General features: G+C 60.5%; 23 protein-coding genes and 1 tRNA gene. 11 read left to right on the plus strand and 13 right to left on the minus strand.

The features are described 5' to 3' along the window. The first annotated feature begins 263 nt into the window (after positions 1-263). Complete coding sequence (locus OHL18_RS02020) at positions 264-1172, plus strand: LysR family transcriptional regulator (RefSeq protein WP_263373162.1); 909 nt, start codon at positions 264-266, stop codon at positions 1170-1172. A 6-nt stretch (positions 1173-1178) separates the two neighbouring features. Here OHL18_RS02020 and OHL18_RS02025 read toward each other — a convergent pair whose 3' ends face one another. After that, positions 1179-1673, minus strand: a complete 495-nt coding sequence (locus OHL18_RS02025) for a hypothetical protein (RefSeq protein ID WP_263373163.1) — start codon at positions 1671-1673, stop codon at positions 1179-1181. Positions 1674-1960: 287 nt separating this feature from the next. On the opposite strand from OHL18_RS02025, the gene OHL18_RS02030 reads away from it, so the two are divergent. Beyond that, entirely contained in the window at positions 1961-2785 is an 825-nt protein-coding gene (locus OHL18_RS02030) for a hypothetical protein (RefSeq protein WP_263373164.1), read from the plus strand. 22 nt (positions 2786-2807) lie between these two features. Here OHL18_RS02030 and OHL18_RS02035 read toward each other — a convergent pair whose 3' ends face one another. From OHL18_RS02035 to OHL18_RS02060, 6 genes are all read right to left on the minus strand, one after another. Beyond that, on the minus strand, positions 2808-4409 hold the full coding sequence (locus OHL18_RS02035) for an alpha-amylase family glycosyl hydrolase (RefSeq protein WP_263373165.1): 1602 nt from the start codon (positions 4407-4409) through the stop codon (positions 2808-2810). 73 nt (positions 4410-4482) lie between these two features. Further along, positions 4483-4995: a hypothetical protein gene (locus OHL18_RS02040; protein ID WP_263373166.1), complete on the minus strand. Its 513-nt coding sequence runs from the start codon at positions 4993-4995 to the stop codon at positions 4483-4485. Between the two features lie 28 nt (positions 4996-5023). After that, positions 5024-5254, minus strand: a complete 231-nt coding sequence (locus OHL18_RS02045) for a hypothetical protein (protein ID WP_263373167.1) — start codon at positions 5252-5254, stop codon at positions 5024-5026. A 219-nt stretch (positions 5255-5473) separates the two neighbouring features. Then, complete coding sequence (gene gatA / locus OHL18_RS02050) at positions 5474-6913, minus strand: Asp-tRNA(Asn)/Glu-tRNA(Gln) amidotransferase subunit GatA (RefSeq protein WP_263373168.1); 1440 nt, start codon at positions 6911-6913, stop codon at positions 5474-5476. 227 nt (positions 6914-7140) lie between these two features. Next, complete coding sequence (gene gatC / locus OHL18_RS02055) at positions 7141-7467, minus strand: Asp-tRNA(Asn)/Glu-tRNA(Gln) amidotransferase subunit GatC (RefSeq protein WP_263373169.1); 327 nt, start codon at positions 7465-7467, stop codon at positions 7141-7143. A gap of 4 nt (positions 7468-7471) precedes the next feature. Then, on the minus strand, positions 7472-7762 hold the full coding sequence (locus OHL18_RS02060) for a DUF721 domain-containing protein (protein ID WP_263373170.1): 291 nt from the start codon (positions 7760-7762) through the stop codon (positions 7472-7474). A 104-nt stretch (positions 7763-7866) separates the two neighbouring features. Here OHL18_RS02060 and rfbC point away from each other — a divergent pair, with 104 nt between their 5' ends. Then, the gene (gene rfbC, locus OHL18_RS02065; protein WP_263373171.1) at positions 7867-8442 is read left to right on the plus strand and encodes a dTDP-4-dehydrorhamnose 3,5-epimerase; all 576 of its coding nucleotides are present in this window, start codon (positions 7867-7869) and stop codon (positions 8440-8442) included. 181 nt (positions 8443-8623) lie between these two features. Here the strand turns inward: rfbC and OHL18_RS02070 are convergent, their stop codons facing one another. Continuing rightward, positions 8624-9190, minus strand: coding sequence for a D-glycero-alpha-D-manno-heptose-1,7-bisphosphate 7-phosphatase (locus OHL18_RS02070; RefSeq protein ID WP_263373172.1), 567 nt, complete (start codon positions 9188-9190; stop codon positions 8624-8626). 219 nt (positions 9191-9409) lie between these two features. Here OHL18_RS02070 and OHL18_RS02075 point away from each other — a divergent pair, with 219 nt between their 5' ends. From OHL18_RS02075 to OHL18_RS02095, 5 genes are all read left to right on the plus strand, one after another. Next, entirely contained in the window at positions 9410-9628 is a 219-nt protein-coding gene (locus tag OHL18_RS02075) for a hypothetical protein (RefSeq protein WP_263373173.1), read from the plus strand. A 182-nt stretch (positions 9629-9810) separates the two neighbouring features. Continuing rightward, complete coding sequence (locus OHL18_RS02080) at positions 9811-12165, plus strand: zinc-dependent metalloprotease (protein ID WP_263373174.1); 2355 nt, start codon at positions 9811-9813, stop codon at positions 12163-12165. Between the two features lie 551 nt (positions 12166-12716). After that, positions 12717-12793, plus strand: a tRNA-Ile gene (locus OHL18_RS02085). A 77-nt stretch (positions 12794-12870) separates the two neighbouring features. Continuing rightward, positions 12871-14334, plus strand: a complete 1464-nt coding sequence (locus OHL18_RS02090; RefSeq protein WP_263373175.1) for an HD-GYP domain-containing protein — start codon at positions 12871-12873, stop codon at positions 14332-14334. Positions 14335-14481: 147 nt separating this feature from the next. Continuing rightward, on the plus strand, positions 14482-15897 hold the full coding sequence (locus OHL18_RS02095) for an HD-GYP domain-containing protein (RefSeq protein ID WP_263373176.1): 1416 nt from the start codon (positions 14482-14484) through the stop codon (positions 15895-15897). Between the two features lie 99 nt (positions 15898-15996). Here the strand turns inward: OHL18_RS02095 and OHL18_RS02100 are convergent, their stop codons facing one another. Together OHL18_RS02100 and OHL18_RS02105 are read right to left on the minus strand one after the other, a co-directional pair. Next, positions 15997-16467 (minus strand): hypothetical protein, encoded by a 471-nt coding sequence (locus OHL18_RS02100; RefSeq protein ID WP_263373177.1) that lies wholly within the window; start codon positions 16465-16467, stop codon positions 15997-15999. A 69-nt stretch (positions 16468-16536) separates the two neighbouring features. Next, on the minus strand, positions 16537-17040 hold the full coding sequence (locus OHL18_RS02105; RefSeq protein WP_263373178.1) for a YraN family protein: 504 nt from the start codon (positions 17038-17040) through the stop codon (positions 16537-16539). 290 nt (positions 17041-17330) lie between these two features. Between OHL18_RS02105 and OHL18_RS02110 the strand changes: the two genes are divergently transcribed. Beyond that, the gene (locus OHL18_RS02110; RefSeq protein ID WP_263373179.1) at positions 17331-19208 is read left to right on the plus strand and encodes a CRTAC1 family protein; all 1878 of its coding nucleotides are present in this window, start codon (positions 17331-17333) and stop codon (positions 19206-19208) included. A gap of 140 nt (positions 19209-19348) precedes the next feature. Further along, positions 19349-21025: a CTP synthase gene (locus OHL18_RS02115; protein ID WP_263373180.1), complete on the plus strand. Its 1677-nt coding sequence runs from the start codon at positions 19349-19351 to the stop codon at positions 21023-21025. A 19-nt stretch (positions 21026-21044) separates the two neighbouring features. On the opposite strand, the gene OHL18_RS23185 is transcribed toward OHL18_RS02115, so the two are convergent. The 3 genes from OHL18_RS23185 to OHL18_RS02125 are packed head-to-tail and all read right to left on the minus strand — an operon-like array spanning position 21045 to position 21925. Further along, complete coding sequence (locus OHL18_RS23185; RefSeq protein ID WP_396273757.1) at positions 21045-21515, minus strand: TA system VapC family ribonuclease toxin; 471 nt, start codon at positions 21513-21515, stop codon at positions 21045-21047. Then, complete coding sequence (locus OHL18_RS02120) at positions 21481-21711, minus strand: hypothetical protein (RefSeq protein ID WP_263373181.1); 231 nt, start codon at positions 21709-21711, stop codon at positions 21481-21483. The genes OHL18_RS23185 and OHL18_RS02120 overlap by 35 nt, the downstream gene beginning before the upstream one ends. Before the next feature lie 37 nt (positions 21712-21748). Next, the gene (locus tag OHL18_RS02125) at positions 21749-21925 is read right to left on the minus strand and encodes a hypothetical protein (RefSeq protein ID WP_263373182.1); all 177 of its coding nucleotides are present in this window, start codon (positions 21923-21925) and stop codon (positions 21749-21751) included. 128 nt (positions 21926-22053) lie between these two features. Between OHL18_RS02125 and OHL18_RS02130 the strand changes: the two genes are divergently transcribed. Next, complete coding sequence (locus OHL18_RS02130; RefSeq protein ID WP_263373183.1) at positions 22054-24273, plus strand: S9 family peptidase; 2220 nt, start codon at positions 22054-22056, stop codon at positions 24271-24273. Positions 24274-24321 lie beyond the last annotated feature (48 nt).

A 24321-nucleotide genomic window follows, 5' to 3' on the forward strand; every position in this document is an offset into this window, starting at 1 on the left:
TGAGAGACCTGCCTTGTGCGCGACGGAACTTATGTCTATAAGAATAGACACTTGTTTTGAATGGATGGTTTCGCAGTTTATTCCGAAGTGATTGATCGGAATAGCCGATATGATGAGTGGGGAGAACGGCAAGAGCAGAGACGAATGCGGGGGTCTCTCCAGTGCGCTGCGCTCCGGTCGAGATGACGCTTCTTGGGCTACAGAGAAAATCAGATCCTCCGCCTGCGGCGAAGGATGACAAGGGTAATGAGTGGGGGCGGAGTTTGGAGCTGAGGCATCTGCGGTATTTTTGTGCGGTGGCGGACTCGGGGACGTTCAGCCGGGCCAGTAAGGAACTGCATGTGTCACAGTCGGCGATCAGCGAACAGATTGCCGACCTGGAGCGCGAGATTGGGGGAGCGCTGCTCGACCGGTCGCAACGGCGGGCGAGGCTGACGCCGCAGGGCGAGTTGTTTCTGGCGGAGGCGCGGAAGACGCTGGTGGCGTCGGAGCGAGCTGTGGACATTGCGCGGCGATCGCTCAAGGGCGAGGTGGGGACGCTGGCGATCGGGTTCTTTCTATGGGGAGCGGGCGGTTTTTTTGCGCGGATCATCCGCGAATACCGCAAGCTGCACCCCGAGATTCGGCTGTCGCTCTACGAGATGCATACGTGGGTGCAGATGGACGCTCTGGTCTCTGGCAAGATCGACCTTGGCTTTACCCGGCCCCTGGAGCCACCCTACGACCGCACTCTCCGCGCGGAGCTGCTGTACAGCGATCCGGTTGTGGTGGCGATGCCGGTGGACCATCCGCTGGCGGGCGAGACGGTGCAGGCCTCGGATCTGTCGGCCGAGCCCTTTGTGATGTGTGAGCGCGCGGTGACACCGGCGCTGTTCGATGGGATTCTGGCGCTGTGTTCGAAGGCGGGTTTTTCCCCGCAGATCGTGAACTCGTCGACGACTTGGTCAGGCGTGCTGACGCTGGTGGAGAGCGGCGAAGGGATTGCCATGGTGCCGTCGGGGGCACGACACCTGCGGACGCCTGGAGTGACGTTCGCGACGATCGAGCCGGAGACGACGCATATCGGGATCGCGATTGCGTGGAACCCTGAGAATATGGGGCCGATTCAGCGGGACTTTTTGAAGCTGGTGCTGGCGAACCGGGAAAAGATTCAGAGTTCGGGTGGGTATTGAAGCGAGCTAGTAGGAAGAGGTTCGGCCAAAGGCAGAAGAGCTGCGGCTGTGCAGTGCGAAGAGCTCGCCGCGTGGGGCTGAGGGAAACGGCAATGGAGTCGCGTTCTCCTCGATGGCTTCAAGACGCTCGGCGACGGCCCAGATAAGACGCGCAAGTTGCCAGCGGGCGTAGAGAAAGCCTGCGGTCTTGCCCAGGGCGGCTCCGATAAGACTGACGAGGAGATTGGCGGCGAGCACGGTGATCGGGTGGACGGTGAAGAAGGACCATTGGGCAGCGTCGAAGAGGATGCAGCCGACGAGCGAGGCGATGAGGGCGACGGCGAAGAACTCGTTGCCGGCCTCCGATAGCTGACGGTTGAAGCGGGCTGCGAGGTTTTCCTGCTGCACCTTGGATAGTTCGGGGGAGAAGCTGGGGAGGGCGAGGACGATGCGGGTTCCGCGACGAAGCCAGAGAGTGCGCTGGAGGGAGGTGGGGTCGGTGATGGTGTGAGTTGAGGGCATAAAGCTTTCCTGCCGAGCCGTAGTCGCTGCTCGGGTGTACGGAGGTGTAGTGCGCGGGAGGTGCGGATCGTGACAAAGATTCGGGGAGAGACACGGCCGAGGATGGCCAGAACTAGGCAAGCGATGCCTATAGACCCGGCAAGGAGCGGTTTAGTCTGCAGGGGTTGGATGGTTCCGCACTTTGAGAGGTTCGCATCGAAGCCATGTCTATTGGGGATTCAGCCGATATCATCATATTTCGCGCCAACGGCCCCGTGCGTGCTGTAGACAAGCCGGGAGAACTACAAATGTCGATCTCAAGCTTAGGTTTTAGCGGTGCCGGAGAGATTCTGTCTTTACTCAAGCCTGCAGTGGGTACGCGGGTGTCGTCGGCGGGGAACGAAGGTTCTTATATCCAAACCAGCCCAGACGTATCGCACCCGGTGACAACCGACATCGATGCGATCAACATCATTCTGAGTAACCTGCCCGATCCTCATTCCGCCTCAAACGAGAACTTGCTTGTCTATTCTCTCGATAAGCAGATCTCGTCGAGTTCTGGAGATCTTTCAGGGGTGCAAAGCACGATCAGCACTTATACGGACAGCTTCTCAGGCCCAAATCAATCCACTAACTGGGCGCCTACTCCGTCAGCTCAGTTCCTGGCAGACCTCAAAGCGATCGGGGATGCAGCGGCGTCAGGCGATGTCACTGCTGCGAAATCAGATCTGACCACAGCAGAGAACGATGCTTGGACGAATGTCTCGAAGCCGACCTCCGGAGTCGACGGCGTACTAAGAAGCAACGCCAACATACGAGACGGTTTAGAGATGGAAGGGTACTCTGTCGCCGATGCCACGGCTCAAGCGGACGCGATCACCCTTGGAGGACTTGTGCCTACTACGGGTGACGCGACCGCCGACAAGAAGAGGAGCAGCGAGATCAGCGACCTCGCGCGGGTGCTTTCGCTTGAAGCAGGTTCTTTTGACAAGAAGACTGCCCAGGCGTCGGACGCAGCGCTATCCGATATTGTGAATCGTTTGCTCGGAGCGACTTCGGCCTCTGCGGCTAATCAGACGCTGGCAGCGCTCGATACAGCCTATGGCAGCCAGAACCTATCGGTTCAGGGATAACAAGGGGTGAATGGAGCCTTGGTCAGTCTAAGGCGATGAGGAGGCCCTCGCCGGCTTCGATGGTGATGGGGCCGCCTACGGGGGAGCCTGCGCCGTCCATGATGGTGGTGAGGACGATGTGGCCTTCGTCGCAGTTGACCGTCTGGACGTCATGGGAGAGGTTGAGGAGGATTTGGAAGCGGTCAGGTGAGTTGGGGTGGGTGCGGGTGTAGCTGAGGACGCCGCGCTTAGAACGGAGGTCGTGGATCTCTCCTTCGTGGAGGGCGGGGTGAGCGCGGCGGAGCTCGATGAGGCGGCGGTAGAGGGCGAGCATCGAGCGCGGGTCGGCGGACTCTGTCGCGACGTTGGTGGTGGCGTGGTCGGGGTTGATGGGAAGCCACGGAGTACCGGTGGTGAAGCCGGCGTCGGGGGCGGCGTCCCATTGCATGGGGGTGCGTTCGGGGTCGCGGCCCATGCCTATGCCTGGCTGGTTCTTTTCGGCGGGGTCTTGCACAAGCTCGGGAGGAATGCGCCCGTTGGTCATCCCGATCTCTTCGCCATAGTAGATGGTCGGCGTGCCGCGCAGGGTGAGCAGAAGCATGGCGGCGGCGCGTGCCTGATCGGGGCCGATGCGAGAGGCGAGGCGGGGCTGGTCGTGGTTGCCGAGCACCCAGTTGGGCCATGCTCCTGGCGGCAGGACGCCTTCGTACTCGTGGATGAGGGCGGCGATGTGGTCGGCGGACCAGTCGGTCTGGATGAGGCGGAAGTTGAAGGGCATCTGCGCGCCGTCAAGGACACCGTTTTCGGCTACGCCGTAGTAGCGGACCAGCTCCGGGAGCGGGAGGTAGATCTCGCCGATCAGGACGCGCTGGTCGTAAGCGTCGAGGACGGCTCGCATCTCGCGGACGATGGCGTGGGTCTCGGGCTGGTCGGCGGTGTAGGTGGGAAGGACGCTCCAGAAGCTGGACGCGCCGGGGTGCCACTCGGGGTTGGGTAGGTTGTCGCGGAAGTGCTCGTCCTTGATGAGGAGCCAGAGGACGTCCATGCGGAAGCCGTCGACACCCTTATCGAGCCAGAAGCGCATGGCGGCGTAGATAGCGGCGCGGACCTCGGGGTTATGCCAGTTGAGGTCGGGCTGCTCGGCGAGGAAGGAGTGGTAGTAGAACTGCTGCGTTGTGTCGTCCCAGGTCCAGCCGGGGCCGCCGAAGTTGCTCATCCAGTTGTTGGGGTAGCCGCCGCCTTCCTTCGCATCGTGCCAGAGGTACCAGTCGCGCTTGGGGTTGGTGCGGGAGCTGCGCGACTCGAGGAACCAGGGGTGCTGGTTCGAGGTGTGGTTGGGGACGAAGTCGAGGATTAGCTTGAGATTGCGGGCGTGGGCGGCGGAGAAGAGCGAGTCGAAGTCGGCGAGGGTGCCGAAGATGGGGTCGACGCCCGTGTAGTCGGCGACGTCGTAGCCGAAGTCGGCCATGGGGGAGGGGTAGAAGGGGGAGATCCAGAGGGCGTCGACGCCGAGGGTGACGAGGTGGTCGAGGCGGGACTCGATGCCGGGGAGGTCGCCGATGCCGTCGGCGTTGGAGTCCTGAAAGGAACGCGGGTAGATCTGGTAGACGATGCCGTTTTGCCACCAGAGATTTGTATTGGACATGGGAACCTCAGGTGGAGAAGGCATACCCTTAGGAGATGAACCCCCAAGGGGCATCAGTTTGAAATCTGAAGCGCTATGGTTGAACAGTCCACGTCGCGCCCTTGCTGAACGCTTCTTTGTTCCTTCTCAGAATGCTTCGATACCTAGAATGATGCAGGGGAGATCTGATGTCGTAATACTTCAGCAAGAGAAGAACAAAATCTTCAAGACATACTCTCGATGTCGGGAAGTGCGCGCGAGAGATTTTACGCTCGATCTCGGGGCATCCCATTTGCGGGGTGATCCTCAAATGAAGGTGGGGGGACCGCAGATCGAAATCGTGGGGATGCCAGTGGTAGGCAAGAATTCCGTGGTGGTCAAATTCCGGGGTATCTGAAAACACGTAGCTATATTCACGCGTATGCGCCTTGAAAAGGCCATCTTCGCGTATTTCAGTATTGCAAACCTGCGTTACCTGCAAATAGAAGCGGCTTCCATTGGTGCTGGTTATTGGTATGGCCTTCTCGTAGAGAAGCGAAAAGGTGTTAGCTGCCTTCTGATAAGCCGCAAGGGGTTGATCAGTGAGGCAGCTGAGAGTTTCGTTCATGAAACTCGCAAAATTTTCGATTGCTTCTCTAGCGGTTTTTCCGGGCACTCGGTTTGGCGATCTTGCTGCTAGGAGCTAAAAGGGCGAGTTCGATAATACCGGGACACTGATCCGCATCGAGCTTGGCATACTTTCCGCTATTTCGATTGCGAATGAAAGTCTTCCCGGAAATATTGAGGACGGACCGCGCACGCTCGTTCACGATGGAACTCATCTCGCTATCCGTGATCCAGCGAATCTTTTTTTGTGTCGCCGCCATAATATACCTCTATCGGATACGGAGCATCCTTCATGAGGTTAGGAGGGAACGCATACTGTGGTCAATGACCCTAAAAGGGTTCTCGGAGAGCACTTGACAAATCATTGACGGGGTACGCCTGTGCTGAGCGTACCCCGTCATGTTGCCACAAATCAAGTTAAAAATAAAATTACTGGGCCACCGGGGCGACGAAAGATGACGAGGGTTATGGGGTCGCACTCAAGCCTGGGCGGATTCGACGGCGGCGCCTACGCGAAGGACAGTGGATTCGTCGAAGTGCTTGCCCATGATCTGGACGCCGATGGGCAGGCCTTCAGCGGTGGTGCCGCAAGGGACGCTGATGCCGCAGATCCCGGCGAGCGAGGCGGCTACCGAGTAGATGTCCGCGAGGTACATGGCCATGGGGTCGTCGGACTTTTCGCCGATCTTGAAGGCGGGTGTGGGCGTCATGGGGCCGACGATGACATCGACCTGGACGAAGGCTTCGAGGAAGTCGCGGGTGATGAGGGCACGCACCTGCTGCGCCTTCCTGTAGTAGGCGTCGTAGTAGCCGGCGGAGAGGACATAGGTGCCGAGGAGGATGCGGCGCTTGACCTCGGGGCCGAAGGCTTCGTCGCGAGTCTTTTTGTACATCGCCGACAGGTTGGCGGGGGATTCTGTCCGGTGTCCGAAGCGGACGCCGTCGAAGCGGGAGAGGTTTGAGGATGCCTCGGCAGTCGCGATGACGTAGTAGGTGGGGACAGCGTATTTCGTGTGGGGGAGATGGACTGGGACGATGGTGCAACCGGCGGTTTCGAGCTGGGCGATAGTCTTCTCGACGGCAGCGCGGATCTCGGGGTCGAGGCCTTCGCCGAAGTACTCGGCGGGGACTCCGACCTTGAGGCCGGCCACGGGCTTGGTCAGGGAGGCGACGTAGTCGTCGGCTGGACGGTCGGAGCTGGTGGCGTCGAGGGGGTCCTGTCCGGCGAGGACCTTGAGGACGGTGGCGGCGTCCTTCACCGAATTCGTGACGGGGCCGACGCGATCGAGCGACGAGGCGAAGGCGATGAGGCCGTAGCGGCTGACGCGGCCGTAGGTGGGCAGCAGGCCGACGACGCCGCAGAAGGCTGCGGGCTGGCGGATGGAGCCGCCGGTGTCCGTCCCGAGGGTGGCTACGGCGAAGCCTGCGGCTACGGCTGCTGCGGAGCCTCCGGAAGAGCCGCCAGGGACGCGGTCGAGGGCGCGCGGATTGCGGACGGGGCCGTAGGCGGAGTTTTCGTTCGAGGAGCCCATGGCGAACTCGTCGCAGTTGAGCTTGCCTAGTAGGATGGCTCCGGCCGCGTCGAGCTTTTTCACCGCTGTTGCGTCGTAAGGGGGCATGTAGGCGGCTAGGATCTTCGAACCGGCGGTTGCGGGGCTGCCCTGCATCGCCAAGACATCCTTGATGCCGACCGGCACGCCGGCGAGCAGGGGCAGCGGGTCGCCAAGGGCGGCTAGGTCGTCGATGGCGGCGGCTTTGGCAAGCGCGCGTTCGCGGCTGAGGGCGAGGAAGCTGTTGATTTGCCCGTCTTCGGCGGCGATGCGGGCGTAGTGCTCTTCGGCGAGGGCGGTCGCGGTGAGGCTGCGGGACTCTAGGCCGGTGCGGATTTCGTCGATGGTCTTGGTGGCAGCGGTGGTCAAGGTGGTTCCGTTTCCTTTGTGGTTCGTGCCGGAGTGGTGGAGGGCATACCCCAGGGGCTGAAGCCCCGCTTTTGTGGCGATTCAAATTGCCAAGGCTAAAGCCTTGACTTACCTAGAAGCAAAAGCAAAGGCAAAGACGAAAAGCAGGTCCTCCGCTTCGCGAAGGATGACAAGATTTCGTGTTCAGCGCTCAGAGACGTTTCGCTAGCATTCGATAACTGACTCACTTAGCGCTCGATGACCTTGGGTACTTTGAAGAACTTGCCGTCGGTTTCCGGGGCGGCGGCCATGACGGCGGCGCGGTCGAGCGACGGCTTGATGGCGTCGGGGCGGAGGGTCTCGCCGTGTAGATGCACTTCGCTGCCTAGCATCTCGCCTACTTGCGCCATGGCGGGAACGCCGGTGGTGTCGAGCTCGTTAAGCTGAGTGATGTAGCCGAGGATGGCATTCAGATTGTGCTGCATGTGCGGAAGTTCTTCGGCGGTCAGCTCGAGGTTGGCCAGCTCGGCGACGTGGCTTACGTCTTCCAGCGTTACGACTGCGGTTTCACTCATTTCCTTACCTCTTCTTCAGTTCAAAGTGTATCGCGGTGACCTTGACCTGGGCGATGCGGGCAAGCTCGTTCTGGAGGATGGAGCGCATGGAGAGCATCTGCGAGAGCCAGGCGGGGTCGGAGACCTGGACGGTGACGGTGCCTTCGAAGAAGGCGACGATCTCTCCGTGGGCGGCCATGGCGGGGCCGCAGGCTACGGGCCACGCGGCGGCGAGGCGGTCTTCCGGCGTGAGCGCATTGAGGCTGCGACCGAGAGTTCCACGGAGCATCGAGCGCATGTTTTCGAGGGAGGACATGGTTAGACCATGGTAGACGGTGTGGCGACACTTCCCACATCTGGCGGTAAGGCGGCCCGATATGGGGCACCCGGCTGTTGACGGGAACGCTTTACAATCGGCGCATGGAAGTCGTCGATACCGCACTTACCGATGTGAAGGTTCTGCGTCCGCGCCGTTTTGGCGACGATCGCGGGTGGTTTGCCGAGATGTTCAATCGCGAGGCGTTTGCGAAGCTTGGCATCGACCGCGAGTTTGTGCAGGACAACCAGTCGTTCTCGCGCAAGGGGGTGTTGCGCGGGCTGCACTATCAGCTGGGCAAGCCGCAGGGCAAGCTGCTGCGCGTCCTCTCCGGGCATATCTGGGATGTGGCTGTGGACCTGCGGCCGGACTCTCCGGAGTTCGGGAAGTACATGGGCGTGCATCTGAAGCGCGAAGACCCAATGGACGCGGTGGAGATGGTGTGGATTCCGGAGGGGTTCGCGCACGGGTTTGTGGTGCTGTCGGAGACGGCGGAGGTGCTGTACAAGACGACCGATCTTTACTACCCGCAGGGGGAGCGGTGCGTTCTTTGGAATGATCCTGCGCTGGGGATTCCGTGGCCGCTCGATTTGTTGGATGGGGAGCCGCTGGTGAGCGCGAAGGATGCGGTTGGGGTGCTGTTGAAGCATGCGGATTTGCCGGGTGTGGATGGGAAGTAAAGGCGTACCTCAGCGGCTGAAGCCGCGCCCTTAAGCAAGACAGCGGGTGGCGATTTTACGTCCCACCCATCCGATGAAGCTGGATGGATGGGGCACCCGGGCTCTAGAGACTGTGAAACGAGATCCGGGGCTCTCCACTGCGCTTCGCTCCGATCGAGATGACGCTTCCTTTTCGCTTGCTTCAGGGGTTGGCGAAGAGCCAGGATTCGACTTCGGCGAGGGTGGTTACGGGAAGGAAGTTGGCGGGACAGGCTTCGGGGGGTTCTGTGCCGGCGATGAGGAAGGCCTGGCGGAGCGCGGCGGCGTTGGCGGCGGCGATGTCGGTGCAGCGGTCACCTACGAGGATGGAGTCCGCTAGCGAGATGCCGAGGTCGGTGACGGCACGGCGGAGCATGCCGGTGCCGGGTTTGCGGTCTTCGTGATCGCGTTTGTAGTCGCCGATGCCGTGTTCGGGGTGGTAGGGGGAAAAGTAGACGGCATTGAGGGTGACGCCTTCGCGGGCGAACTCGCTGCGCATCCAGTCCATGAGGGTGTGGAACTCGGCTTCGGTGTACATGCCTCGACCGATGCCGGCCTGGTTGGTGACGACGACCAGCTTGTAGCCGAGAGATTGCGCGGTCCGGCAGAGAGAGAAGATGCCGGGGACGAAGCGGACACCTTCGCGGCGCCAGAGGTAGCTGGCTTCTTCGTTGATGACGCCGTCGCGGTCGAGGAAGAGGGCTTTGAGGTTTGTGGCGTTCCCACTCATTCGCGATACAACCGCGAAGGGGTGGGGCACGGATTTTGCTGCCTGGGCATGAAGAGATTGTATTGGGTTTGCGTAAGCGAGAAGACAAATGCGGGGTCTCTCCACTGGGCATCGCGATGCAGCTGCGATGCTTCGGTCGAGATGACGCTTCTTTCTCACCAATTCCGACTGGGAGCAACGAAGGCGGGCGCGGCGCACTCCTACGAGTAGGAGACGAATATGGCGACAGCTGAGAAGACGAACGAGGTTCCGGCGCAGCAGCCGGGACAGCAGAAGGTGGGAGCGACGCCATCGGGGCCGAAGGGCGATAATCCGGCGACGGCGGGGCCGGGGAAGACGGATGTGAACTCCAATACGACGGAGAATGGTACGGGGCATATCAATCCCTCCGCGCCGGAGGACTCGAACATAACGCCGGGATCGATGCCAGAGAAGTAGGGGCAGAGAAATAAGTTGACGGCCGAGAAACAGCCCTCAGGGCGTGGTACAAGGGAGCGATGCTACGTCGATCGCTCTCCCCTTCCCTGTTTTTGTGTGGGCTGACCGCCCTTGCTTTGCATGCCGCTGCGCAGGATACTGCGAAGACTGAAGCGATCCCAGTTCCGCCGCCTACGATTGCGATGAAGACGGCCGCCATGAGGCATATGGGTGGCCTGTTGCCGCTCGATTGGGATGCGGGCCGGGGCAGACTCTATCTCGAAATTCCCAAGCTCTCACACGACCTGCTTTACACCGATTCGCTGCCCTACGGGACGGGGTCGAACGACCTGGGGCTCGATCGCGGACAGATCGGCTCGGGGCGGATCGTGCGGTTTGAACGGTCGGGGCCGAAGGTGCTGCTGGTGCAGGCGAACGAGGCGTTCCGCAGCAGCGCGACCGATCCGGCTGAGGTGCTGGCGGTGAAGCAGTCGTTTCCGGAGTCGGTGCTGTTTGGCTTTACGGTGGCGGCGGAGGACGCGAGCGGCGCGGTGCTGGTCGATGCGACGGACTTCTTCGTGCGCGACGTGCATGGGGTGGCGGAGACGCTGCAGTCGCTGGAGCAGGGGGCGTACAAGGTGGACGCGACGCGGTCCGCGATCGCTCTCGACGCGACCAAAGCGTTTCCGAAGAATACCGAGGTGGAGGCGATTTTGACCTTCACGACCGAGGGTCGCGCCAAGGGCGAGTTCGTGCGGAACGTCACGCCCGATCCTCATGCGATGACGGTGCGGGAGCACCAGAGCTTTATCGAGCTGCCGCCTGCAGGGTTTGTGCCGCGACGGTTCGATCCGCGAGCAGGGTACTTCGCGATGAGTTATCGGGACTACACGGTGCCGTTAGGGGATGGGTTGGACCAGAAGTTCATCCTGCGGCATCGGCTGGTGAAGAAAGACCCGAACTGCATGAAGGATTGCGAGCCGGTTGCGCCGATCCAGTATTACGTCGATCGCGGGGCGCCGGAACCGATCCGGACGGCACTGCTCGAAGGAGCGCGGTGGTGGAACCAGGCGTTTACGGCAGCGGGATGGAAGAACGCCTTCAAGGTGGACATCCTTCCGGCGGACGCTGACCCGATGGACGTGCGTTACAACATCATCCAGTGGGTGCATCGGTATACACGCGGGTGGAGCTACGGCGAGGCAGTCGCCGACCCGAGGACGGGCGAGATCGTCAAGGGGAACGTGACTCTGGGGTCGCTGCGGGGGCGGCAGGACTACATGATCGCCGAGGCGCTGCTCTCGCCTTATGCGGATGGCAAGGCGCTGCCAGTGAAGGACGATCCTATGCTCGCGATGGTGCTGGCACGGATTCGGCAGCTCTCGGCGCACGAGACCGGGCACACGCTTGGGCTGGCGCATAACTTTGCGGCAAGCAGCTTCTCGCAGTCGGCCAGCGTGATGGACTATCCGCATCCGTATGTGACGCTCGACTCTTCAGGGAAACCGGACCTGAGTAAGGCGTATGCGGTGAATATCGGCGAGTGGGACAAGGTGGCGATCGACTATGGGTATCGCGATCTTCCGACCGATGCGGACCAGGCGACGCTGAGCAGGCCGGTCGATGCGGCGTTGAAGCGCGGCTTGTATTTCATTACGGACGAGGATGCGAGGCCGCTGGGTGGAGCGCATCCTCATGCGCACCTTTGGGACAACGGGCCGGATGCGGTAGATGAGTTGAACCGTGTTCTCGATGTGCGAGCAGCGGCGCTGAAGCGGTTCGGAGGAGCGGCAATTCTCGAAGGCGAGCCGATGGCTGAGTTGGAGGACAAGCTGGTGCCGTTGTATCTGCTGCATCGCTACCAGACGGAGGCCGCGGCGAAGGTGATTGGCGGGCTCGACTATCGGTATGCGTTGCGTGGGGACGGGCAGACAGTGGCTTCGATCGTCGCGCCCGAGGAACAACGCAAGGCGCTCGCGGCGGTGTTGAAGACGCTTTCGCCGGAGACTCTGACTTTGCCGGAGAGTTTGCTGAAGATCCTGCCGCCGATGCCGAATGGGATGGAGCGGACGCGGGAGTCGTTTGCATCGCATACCGGGTTGACCTTCGATGCGGTTGCGACGGCTGAGTCTTCGGCGGACCTGACACTGGAGCTGCTGTTTCATCCGCAGCGAGCGAGCCGACTGGAAGAGCAGCACTCTCTCGAGAGTGGTGTGCCTTCGCTGGGTGAGGTGATCGATCAGACGCTAGCGACGGCACGGCCCGGTTCGGAGGCGGCGGGGTCGATGAAGGCTCTCGTCGCCGACGCCGTCTTTCTGCGGACGGTGGAGGCTCTGCTGCGGCTGGCTGCGAGTCCGACGGCTTCGTCTGTCGCGCGGGCGACGACGATGGCGCGGCTGGATGATCTGAAACAGCGGGCGGATGTGAAGATTCCGGTCTACGCGTACGCCGTCCGCCGGATTGAAGAGTTCGATCGCGAGCCGGAGAAGTTTGCGCCGATGAAGGCGATTGAAGCTCCGCCGGGGATGCCGATCGGAGACGATGAAGGGTCTTTCTGAACGGGGTGAATCATTGGGGCTGATGGCGGGCCGGGTGGAGAAGCAACAGGGTCTGTGGCGGCCCCACTCATCGCGAAGGACAAGAGCGCGATGAATGGGGCGCGGGTCGGTTGCCGGCTTGGAACAAAGGCAAAATGCGGGGGGCTCTCCACTCCGCATCGCGTAACGCCGCGATGCTCCGGTCGAGATGACGGCCTCTTGGGGACAGTTAAGCCGAAGAGCGAGATGACGTTTCTTAGGCTGGGTTGTGCCGGAGTGGCCGGGTTCCAGACGGAGAGGTAAGCGGAAGTAGCACCGTTGGCGGAGCGGTTGCAACTTCGGCGTGATAGTGGAGCAGGACAAATGCGGCGAGAGTAAAGGAATTACAGATGAAAGGGGCCTTCACCTTAACTGAACCCTGCTCTTTGCAAGACTGCTTCGCCGGATTCCAGAGCCTCTCATCCGCAAGCAGGACAACTAAACAACCACTGTCCAGCCGCGATCCCTGCGGGATGAGACCCCACCTGGCCGTCGAAGCCACCAGCGCCATGAAGCTGTAGAATCGGATTTACGGGCCTATAGCTCAATTGGTTAGAGCATCGGACTCATAATCCGCTGGTTCCAGGTTCAAGTCCTGGTGGGCCCACCACCCTGCCTGCAACTCTCCAGACATCAAGCACGCGAATCTGTCGCGTCGATCCCGTATGTTCGGGGCAGGAACGACTTTTGATCTTCCGCGACTCAACCAGCATTGCAAAGCCCCAGGTCTTCCGCGAAGAGACCGGACGCATCGACATGCCAGAGCTGATCTCTGCGCTGTCGTTTGCGCTCGACCTGACGGAGGGGGCCGTTCCCGGCCACGCTTTGCGGAGTTGCGTTCTGGGGATGCGGATCGGGGCGAAGGCCGGACTCTCGCAGGCTGAGCTGAGCGATCTTTACTACGCTCTGCTGCTGAAGGACATCGGTCAGACCAGCAATGCCGCGCATATGAGCGGAATCGTGGATGGGCAGAGCCACCTTTATCTGGCGCAGAGCCGCCGCGAGAACTGGAGAGGTCTGCACGCGACGACCCGGCTTGGCATCACACCTCGCGAGTCGATACGGCGAAGCTTGCTTGCGGAACAAAAGGCCATTGCGGACATCAGTCTGGCGTCTTCGGAGGAACCCTTCGATCTGCTTGCCAGAATCGGGCGACGGGTAGAGCCAATTCCTCCCCAGCAGGAAGACGCGTTCACCGCGAGCTGGGACCGCAGCGCGGCGATCATCGCCAAGATAGGCCTTAGTTACGCGACGGCAGAGGCGGTCCGCGCGATCGACGAGCGCTGGGACGGCACCGGACAGCCGGGACGCTGGCTGGGTCACCGCATCCCCATGCTGGCTCGGATAGCGGCCATCGCGCAGCATCTCGATGTCTTTGCCTCCGACAAGGGTCCGGACAATGCGATTGCGGTGATGCGGACGCGCAGCGGCAAGTGGTTCGACCCTGAACTGGTAAAAGTCGCGGCATCCCTGCACCGCAACGGGACCCTTTGGAACGGATGCCTGGACATCTTGCCTGAGGCAGAGACGCGGGCTGCGGTGCTGGATCTGGAACCCAGGGCCGGGCTGAAGCTGGGGCCGGAGAGGATTGACCGCATCTGCGAAGCGTTCTCCGATGTGGTCGATGCCAAGTCTCCCTTTACCGTCGTCCACTCGCTAGGTGTCGCGGACTCCGCCATGATGATCGCTGAGACGATGGGTCTGTCGCCGAAGAGGACGCAGTTTGTCCGCCGGGCGGCGCTGCTGCACGACCTGGGCAAGCTGCGGATTCCGACTTCGGTGCTGGAGAAGCAAGGCAAGCTGACGGCGGAGGAGTTCATGCTGGTCAAGCAGCATCCCGCCCTAACGAAGAAGATTTTGGGCCGGATCCCCGCATTTCGCGAACTTGCGCAGGTGGCCGGCTCGCACCACGAAAAGCTGGATGGGACGGGGTACCCGAACAACCTGCGGGCCGACGATCTCTCGATGGAGATGCGGATCATCGCGGTTGCGGACGTGTACACCGCCCTCTCAGAGGAGCGGCCGTATCGTGAAAGCCTCGACCTTGCCCAGATCACCGCCATCATGTCCAAGGACATTCCGGGCAAGCTCGATGCTCAAAGCTTTGAGGCGCTGCTGTCAGCGCTGGAGATGAACCGGGCCACTGCATGATTTCAGAGACCGCATGAGACGTAGAACTTGATCGCTATTTGTGGGGCGGGACACACGGAAGTACCTCAGCCTCATCATTGCCCTTAAGCTCGCGCCGATGAACGCTCCATGGCGCCACACCGCAGAAGACATCGCTTAGGAAACCGCATGATGCTGACCGCCGCTGACGCCACTTTCGACCTTGACGCCCACCACGCCCAGACGATCGACATGCCCGAGATCATCTCGGCTCTTTCGTTCGCTCTGGACCTTACGGAAGGCGCGGTCGCCGGCCACGCGCTGCGCAGCTGCGTGCTAGGCATGCGAATCGCAGGCGAGGCGAAGTTGAACGAGTTTCAGCAGAGCGATCTTTACTTCGCTTTGTTGCTGAAGGACGTTGGCTGCAGCAGCAATTCGGCGCGGATGTGCCAGATTGTGGGCGGCGGCGATGACCGCGCGGTGAAGGCAGGCGTGAAGCTGGAGGACTGGACCCAGCCGGGCAAGCCGAAGCTTTCGACGCTGAAGTTGATGTGGAACAACGTGCTGCCGGATGGCAATGCGCTGGAACGGGTGCTGCGCATCGCGCAGATTGGCCGGACCCAGCACAAGAACAATGAAGAGATGATCGGCCTGCGCTGTGATCGCGGCGCGAAGATCGTGACCAAGATCGGGTTGGGGCAGGCGACGGCCGAGGCGGTTCGCTGCCTCGATGAGCATTGGGACGGCACGGGCTATCCCAACGGTTGGCGTGGAGAACGCATCCCGCTGCTGGCGCGCATCGCCGCTGTGGCGCAGCACCTCGACGTCTTTGCGACGGAGAAGGGCACGGAGCAGGCGATCTTAGTTCTGGAAGAGCGGAGCGGAAAGTGGTTCGATCCGGAGCTGGTGCGGGTTGCGGTGTCGCTGCACAAGCGGGGCAAGCTGTGGTTGAACTGCCTGGCAGGAGATAGCGAAGGCTCGACGCGCGACACGGTGCTGGCCTACCAGCCATCCGATACCTTGCCCCTTGGCTCGGACAAGATCGACAACATCTGCGAGGCGTTCTCAGACGTGGTCGACGCAAAGTCGCCGTTCACCAGCCGCCACTCCATGGGCGTCGCTGAGGCAGCGTTGACGATTGCGAATTCGATGGGCCTCTCCGCCGATCGGACGAAATTGATCCATCGGGCGGCGCTGCTGCATGACCTGGGCAAGCTGCGCGTGCCGAACTCGATCCTGGACAAGCCGAGCAAGTTGACGAACGAAGAGTTCACCGTGGTGAAAGAGCACCCGGCGCTTACGCAGCAGATCCTGGAGAGGATACCTTCTTTCCGGCTGATGGCGCAGATTGCGGGGGCGCACCACGAGAAGCTGGACGGAACCGGGTATCCAAATGATTTGTCGGCGGCGGAGCTCTCGCTGGAGTCGCGGATTATCGCGGTGGCTGACGTGTATGCTGCGCTTTCAGAGGAGAGGCCGTACCGCGAGAGCCTCGACCTGGGCCGGGTGAGCGCGATCATGCGGAAGGACATTCCGACGAAGCTCGATCCGGAGTGCTTTGAGGCGCTGCTAACGGGTCTGCAGACGGCTAAGGTTCCGGCTTAGGTTTGGCTTAGGTTTGGGGTAGTCCTGAGAGATAGGGGCCGTCCCACTCATCGCGATACTGCTGCGATGAATGGGGCACAGATTCCACTCCGCGCAGGTTTAGTATGCGATTTCGTTAGGGAAGTAGTCGAGGGTGCCGTCTTTGCTCTCGTGCTTGATGAAGAAGCGTTTCTTTCCGTTGATCGTGACGGCAACGACGACGCCGGTCTTGTCGCGCTTCGAGACATCGACGTGGAAGGTCTTTACCGGGCCGCCCCAGTCGCTGGCCGTGGTCCAGTCTTCGGTGAAGCGCTGTAGCGAGTAGTCGTACTTCTGAGGATGCTGCTTCCAGTCGGGATCGTTCTCCCAGATGCCGTAGGCCTTGGCGTAGTCGCCGGACTGGACGGTTTCCATGAAGACCTTCACGTGGTGCTCGTCGAGAAGGTTCGTGAACAGCCAGCCGTGGCCGAGGATGTATCCCGCGAAGGCCAGGACGGTCCCGAGCAGGACCACAGCGATGGTGCCAACGATCACATTGCGCTTCAGATTTTCGCGACGGGTGTTGTAGGCAGGAGCGTTCAGCAGGGTCATCTCGGGTCCTCAAACTTATTAGACACCGAAGCTCGGCGGTCTGTTCCATCGGGGCGATGGGAGTTCAGATCAGTAAGGGAAGGCCGAGGTGAAGTGTTCGATCTCGGGTGCGGCGCGGCCGGCGGCGGCCGGGGGCAGATAGACGGCGACGACGTCGAAGCGGATGGGGATCTGCGATCTCATGTGCTCGGCAAAACGCTTGCAGAAGACGCGGGCGAGGGAGCGCAGGACGCGCTGCTTGTGCTGGTCGACGGCGAACTCGGCGGGAACGATGTCGCGGCCGGTGCGGGTCTTGACTTCGACGAAGCAGAGGCAGGGGCCGTCCCAGGCTACGAGGTCGACATCCCCGGGGAGGCGAGGTGTCTGCCAGCGGCGGGCGACGACGGTGTAGCCTCGCTGGCGCAGGTAAAAGAGAGCTTCCTCTTCGCCGTGGAGGCCGGTGAGGAGGTGTGCCGGGGTCTGGCTGGCGCGGCCTAGTTTGGCGGCTAAGGAGTCGATGCCGTGGAGCAGACTCTGTTCAATCCCTGGGCCGCTGTGCAAATGCGATGGCGAGGTTTTTGTAGCAATCGGCATGGATCGCCTCCGGGGTTCTGTGGCGATCAGCATAGTCCCGAAACGGCATGGTTGGCGAGAAAGAAGATGGAGCGTGACCAGCTTCGTGGCAATTCCGGACGCCCGTCGGGGCGGGAAGTTTCGGATGGATATCCTCCTTTTGGATGAAGACCGCTCCGCGCCTATGAGGGAAGATGGATCGTTTACAGATCATCGTTTACGGATGAAGGAATTATCGCTTGGGTAGCTTACGTTTGCTCGCGGACATTTCGTGGAAGGCTTCTGGGGTCTGTGTACTCGTAAGTGCCTTGTTGACAGGTCCATCTCACGGCTTTGCTCAGACCGGAGAGAGCCCGGCCAGCATACCGCCGCAGATTCCAGCAGTCTCGCGCGGTATCCAGGGAGGTTCGGCGACCGGTGGTATCTTCGCGCCTGTCTACGACTCGGAAAGGCGTCCGATCACCGCGGGCGGATTCGTCAAGACAGGCCCAATCGTCTTTCAGGACGTTTCGAAGAAGGCGGGCCTGACGGACTGGCACCATAAGGTGGGGACGCTGCAGAAGGACTTCATCATCGAAGTCTCGGGCTCCGGTGTCGCTCTGCTCGATTACGACAAAGACGGCTGGCTCGATATCTATATGGTCAACGGCTCGACCTATGAAGCTATGGATGGAAAGGCTGAGGCGCCGCACGCTGCGCTGTTCCACAACAATCACGATGGCACGTTTACCGATGTGGCGGAAAAGGCAGGCGTGACCAATGACCGCTGGGGATTTGGAGTTGCGGTGGGGGACTATGACAATGATGGTTGGCCCGATTTAGTTGTAACCAACCTGGGACATAACCGCCTCTACCACAACAACCACGATGGCACCTTCACGGATGTGGCGGAGAAGGCGGGCATCACGCTCGGCAACTGGTCCAACGGGCCGACCTTTGGCGACTATGACGGCGATGGCAAGCTGGATCTCTTCATACCGGGCTATGTCCACTACGACATGAAGCATCCTCCGCTGTCGGGCTCAGATGGCATCGACTCTGCGTTCTGCCAGTATCGCGGAGTGAAGGTGATGTGCGGGCCGCGCGGTCTGCCCGGCGAGCCGGATCATCTGTTTCATAACAACGGGGATGGGACTTTCACCGATGTGAGCGAAAAAGCGGGGGTGAGCGATCCGAACCACTACTACGGATTCTCTTCCACGTTCGTCGATGTGAATAACGATGGCAAGGTTGACCTGGTGGTGTCGAACGACTCGTCGCCGAACTATTTGTACCTGAACAACGGTGACGGCACCTTTGAAAATGCCAGCTACTACTCGGGCTTTGCGCTGAACCAGCAGGGGTTCGAGACGGCCAACATGGGCCTGGGCGTGGGCGACTATCTGAACAATGGCCTGGTGGATCTGTTTACGACGACCTTCTCCGACGACTACAAGACGCTGTTCCGCAACCAGGGTGACGGGAACTTTACGGAGGTGAGCCCTGAGATGGGAATAGCGCAGGGAACCTACTCGTTCCTGAGCTGGGCGACCGAGTTTATCGACTATGACAATGACGGCTGGAAGGACATCATGGCCATCAACGGGCATCTCCTTCCCCAGGTGGACCATCATGACTGGGGCACCAGCTATGCGGAACGGCCATTGCTCTTCCACAACATGCAGCATGGGAAGAAGTTTGAGATCGTTCCGGCGGTGGAAGGGACAGGGCTGGCCGATGTGATTCCCGGGCGGGGCGCGGCGTTTGGCGACCTGTTCAACGATGGCAAGCTGGATGTCGTCGTGAACTGCATCGACCACACGCCAGTGTTGCTGCGCAATGTGAATGCCGACACAAACCACTGGGTAGGGCTACAGCTTGTGGGCGGGCCAAAGAGCCCAAAGGACGCCATTGGGGCGACGGTATCCTTGACGACAGGAGAGACCAAGCAACGCGGGGATGTGATGAGCGGTGGCAGCTACGAGTCGTCGAACGATATGCGGCTGCACTTCGGCCTGGGAAAGGCGACTTCAGTGGATGCGGTTGAAGTCCGCTGGCCAAGCGGGCTTGTCGAGCAGGTCGCGCTGCCGGGCATAGACCGATTCTTTATGCTCGAAGAGGGCAAAGGGGTCGTGCCCAGCGTCTACGATGCCATTGCGCAGAGTAATGCCATGAAACATCCTGCCAATCACATCAGCCACAAACCTTAGATCGTCTCCACCAGCTAGGATGGGCCGCCCTTATGCTTTGGACCGGCGGCTTTTCCACGTTGCGTCCGGCACCCGACCCTGCGATACTTAGGAGTGCCCATCCTGCACAAAACTTTCCAGAAAAATATGAGGTCGCGGACATGTCTGCAAAGTACATCTTTGTAACGGGCGGAGTCGTGTCTTCACTCGGTAAGGGACTCGCGGCAGCCTCCATCGGCTGCCTGCTGGAGGCCCGCGGTATCAAGGTCAACATCATGAAGTTTGACCCCTATTTGAACGTCGATCCGGGGACGATGTCGCCGTTTCAGCACGGCGAGGTCTTTGTGACCGACGATGGTGCTGAGACCGATCTCGACCTTGGTCACTATGAGCGGTTTACCCACGCGAAGCTGACTCGGGACAACAACCTGACGACGGGCCGGATCTACGAACAGATCATCACCAAGGAACGTCGCGGCGACTACCTGGGCAAGACCGTGCAGGTGATTCCGCACGTCACCAATGAGATTAAAAACGCGATGCGGAAGATTGGGGCGGACTGCGAGGTCGCGATCGTCGAGATTGGTGGAACGGTGGGCGATATCGAGTCGCTTCCCTTCCTCGAGGCGATCCGGCAGATGCGGCAGGACCTTGGCAGAGAAAATACGTGCTTCGTTCACGTCACGCTGATTCCGTGGATCGCGGCGGCACAGGAGTTAAAGACCAAGCCGACGCAGCACTCGGTGAAGGAGATGCTGTCGATTGGGATCCAGCCGGACATTCTGCTCTGCCGGTCGGACCGTGCGGTGCCGCGCGAGATGCGGGCGAAGATTGCGCTGTTCTGCAACGTAGAGGAGCCGGCGGTGATTGCGGCTCGTGACGTGGACTCGATCTACGAGGTGCCGCTTACCTTTGCCAATGAGCATGTCGATGCGCTGGCGCTGAAGTACCTGAAGATCGACGCGAAGGAACCGGACCTGAGCAAGTGGCAGGACATCGTGCATCGGGCGTATCACCCGAAAGATGAGGTCTCGATCGCCATCGTCGGCAAGTATGTCGAGTATGAAGACAGCTACAAGTCGCTGAAGGAGGCGCTAGTGCATGGCGCGCTCTCGCAGAATTTGAAGCTGCGGGTGACGTGGATCGAGGCCGAGGGTCTGGAGACCAAAGACGAAGAGGGCAAGTCGAGCATGGCGTATGAGTCGCAGCTTGCGGGCTTCGACGGCATCCTGGTTCCGGGCGGATTCGGCAAGCGCGGCATCGAAGGCATGCTGAACGCGATTCGCTATGCGCGTGAGAATGAGGTGCCGTACTTCGGGATCTGTCTCGGCATGCAGACGGCGTGCATCGAGTATGCGCGGAATGTCTGTGGGCTGCATCAGGCGAATTCGGGCGAGTTCGATCCTTCGACGCCGCACCGGATCATCTACAAACTGCGCGAACTGACGGGCGTGGAAGAGATGGGCGGAACCATGCGTCTGGGCGCTTGGACGTGTGTGATGGAGCCGGACTCTCTCGCTGCAAAGGCGTATGGAACGACCGAGATCAGTGAGCGGCACCGGCATCGGTATGAGTTCAACCGCGAGTACGAGGCGCTGCTGGTTGGCGGCGGACTAAGGCTGACCGGCACGACACCGGATGCGACGTATGTGGAGATTGTCGAGATTCCGGGTCACCCGTTCTTCCTGGGCTGCCAGTTCCATCCGGAGTTCAAGTCGAAGCCGCTCGAGCCCCACCCGCTGTTCCGGGAGTTTGTTGCGGCGAGTTATAAGAGTCGCAAGACGCTGATTACCGTGGGCGAGACGCCGCATGAGGCGGTTCCGGCGGCGAAGGCGTAACGAGCATGCCCTGGAGCGTTCAGGCTTCAGGGCTTTTCAGAGGATAAGAACTCAGTAGGACTGGCTGCCTTGCTCTTAAGCTGAGAGCCTTATCAAAGGTAACCAAGTTGATCGATGCTGCTCTCGCAAAGCCCGCAAGATAAGAGTCCGTCCACGTGTTCGGTGCTGAGACCAACTGATCACTCATCTCTCTAAATTCCATGTCGAATCCAAGCGGCTCATCAAGGTAAACAGCACCGCCTTCACGGATCCATTGATCATAGATAGTCCAGGCACCTTTTTGCGTGACGGTTTCGTCTGCGGCAACGGCTCTGTTCGTAAGTAGCCGAAGGAATCCAACCTGCGTGAATCGGCAAAATACTAATTTCTGATGCGGAGCAAGCGATTGATACCAGCTCCACGCGATCGTGTGATGTTGGTGCGCCCTTATAGTAAGCGCGATCCACACATTGACATCAGGGAAAACCGATGAGGTCGTCGATCTTGTCATTGTCCAGTTTCAGCGATCCTGGCTCGCCGTTATTCAAGATAGGCGATTTTAGCCGCTTGACCGGGTTTTGCAAGGGTTCACGTAGAACCAATTCCGATCCTCTCAGCAGGAGTTGCTTGACTGAACCGCCTTCAGCTGCAGCCCTGCTTTTGAGTTGCCGATAAGTCGCGTCCGGAATATCGACCGTCGTTCTCATAGAGAGAATCTACCATCTTTATGGCTAGATCGGCTGCTCAGGCGGCCTTGTGAGATTTGCCGCGCGATCTCAGAGGAGACTGCGTCGAAGTCTTGCCCTCGTCGCGAACCGGTGTGCGCAGAAGGCGAACCAGCAGTTCGATACAGGGAACGGAGAGCGCCAGCACGGCGAGGATGATTACGGAGATGACGTAAGCGACGAGTGTGTCGGACACAGGGAGGGCTCCAGTTCTGCCTTGCGGTTCGCTCCTGGTTGGAAGCCGAGGGCAAGAGAGTGTGAACGGGAGGGGCGGAACGTTTCATGGAGACGATGAAAAACGGCGTTTAGACTTGGATCACCTCTATGAGCCGATTTCTCCCTCTTGCCCTACTGCCGGCCCTCTTTGCGGCCTCCGTCTTCGCTCAAACGCCGGACTACTCCATGCGGACGGTGGAGTTCGCCAACAGCAACCCGACTGGAAATCCGCCGCGGGGTGGGAGCTGGAGTCCGGATGGGAAGCGGCTGACATTCCTGGCGACGGATGCGAGCGTGGCCGGGGACGCTGGCGACATCGTGCAGATCGATGCAGCGACAGGCAAGGCCAGCGTGCTGGCGACGAAGGCGCAGCTCGATGCGCTGACTTCGGATGCGATCAATGAGAAGGACCGCGACCACCGCGAACGATATGGGATGTCGAGCTTTCTCTGGGCGGATGACTCGAAACACCTGCTGCTGGATAAGGGTGGGCGACTGTGGCTCTATTCGATCGCCGATGGTAAGGGGACGATGATCGTCGATACGGGTGCGGGTTCGGGGAGCGATGCGAAGTTCTCTCCGGATGCAAAGTCGGTGTCGTATCTGCGAGGGCACAATCTCTATGTGCATCCTGTTGCAAAGAAGGACGCGAAGGAGACGGCCCTGACGGCCAACGGCAGTGATGCGATGCTGAATGGCGAGGTCGACTGGATCTATCTCGAAGAGCTGGATGTGAGGAGCAACTACTTCTGGTCACCGGATTCAGCGGCGATTGCCTACCTGCAAATGGACGAGGCGAAGGTGCCGCAGTTCCCTATCGCGGACTGGATTCCTACGCACTCGAGCGTCGATATGCAGCGGTATCCGCAGCCGGGCGATCCAAATCCGAGCGTGCGGGTTGGCGTGGTCTCGGCGAAGGGCGGAGCGACGAAGTTTATTGAGGTTCCGTTCAGCGCGGGGAATGACTCGATCCCGCGGTTTGGATGGGTGGATGCCGAGACAGTCTTTGTTGAAGTGCTGACTCGGGACAACCACAACGAAAACCTCTACTTCGCCGATGTGAAGTCGGGCAAGTCGCGGCTGGTCTACACGAACACGGACGCGAAGTATCTGGATGAGAACTACGAGATCACGTTTCTGCCGCATGGGCGGTTTCTGGCTGCGAGCTGGCGGGACGGGCACACGCACCTTTACTTGTACAAGTTTGATGAGAAGCATCCGCTGAACACCGACGCAACGCTCGAGCGCCAGTTGACCTCGGGCGAGTTTGAGGTCGAAGGGTTTGACGGGTTTGATGAGAGGTCAGGCACGGTCTTCTTCACCTCGAACGAGGGGACGTCGCTTGAAAACAACCTGTGGTCGGTGAAGCTGGATGGTTCGGGCAAGCGCAGGCTGACGAGTGGCAACGGGGTACATCACGCGATGGTGTCGCCCGACGGTGCGCACTTCAGCGACGAGTTCAGCACGGCGACTGCTCCGCCGGTGGTAAGTGTGTGTGCGACGGGCGCGGGGAGTTGTGAGGCATTCTGGAGGTCGAAGATGATTCCGGCGGCGACGGGTGTGACTTCGTCGATCGTCACGCTGATGGCGGCGGATGGGAAGACTCCGCTCTACGGGAAGCTGACGCTTCCGGCGAGTACGGCGGCAGCGAGCGTGCCGTTGATTCTGAATCCTTATGGTGGTCCGCTGCCGACGGCGTCTATCCGCAACGCTTGGAGCGGCGCCAATCTCTTCAACGAATTGCTGGCGCAGCACGGCTTCGCGGTGCTGGAGGTGGACAACCGGGGCATGGGCGGGCGTGGGCGCGACTTCCAGCAGGCGGCGTACCGAAACTTTGGGCCGGTGCAGTTCTCCGACCAGATGGCGGCGCTCGACCAGACGCTGGCGAAGTATCCGCAGCTCGACGCCAAGCGCATTGGGTGGTGGGGATGGAGCTGGGGCGGGAGTTTTACGCTGTATGCGATGACGCATACCGATCGGATCAAGGCGGGTGTGGCTGTCGCTCCGGTGACGGACTTCCGCAACTACGATTCGATTTATACGGAGCGCTACCTGGGGTTGCCGAGCGAGAATGTCGAAGTCTACAAGGCGGATGCGGATGTGGCTGCCGCGAAGAATCTGAAGGGGCGGGTGCTGATCGCGCATGGGACGGGCGATGACAATGTTCACATCGCGAACACGATCCAGTTCCTTCAGCCGCTGATCGATGCGGGGATACCGTATGACTTGCAGCTCTTTCCGAGGAAGACGCATTCGATTGCGGGGATGGAGTCGCGGAACGAGTTGTTGCACCGGATTCTTTATCAGTTTGAGACGTATCTGAAGTAAGTGAAACAGGCTGCACGGAGTTTTATAGGCGTTGAAGGCAGACCTATC

Origin of the sequence: Granulicella aggregans (assembly GCF_025685565.1) — a bacterium.
GTDB lineage: Bacteria > Acidobacteriota > Terriglobia > Terriglobales > Acidobacteriaceae > Edaphobacter > Edaphobacter aggregans_B.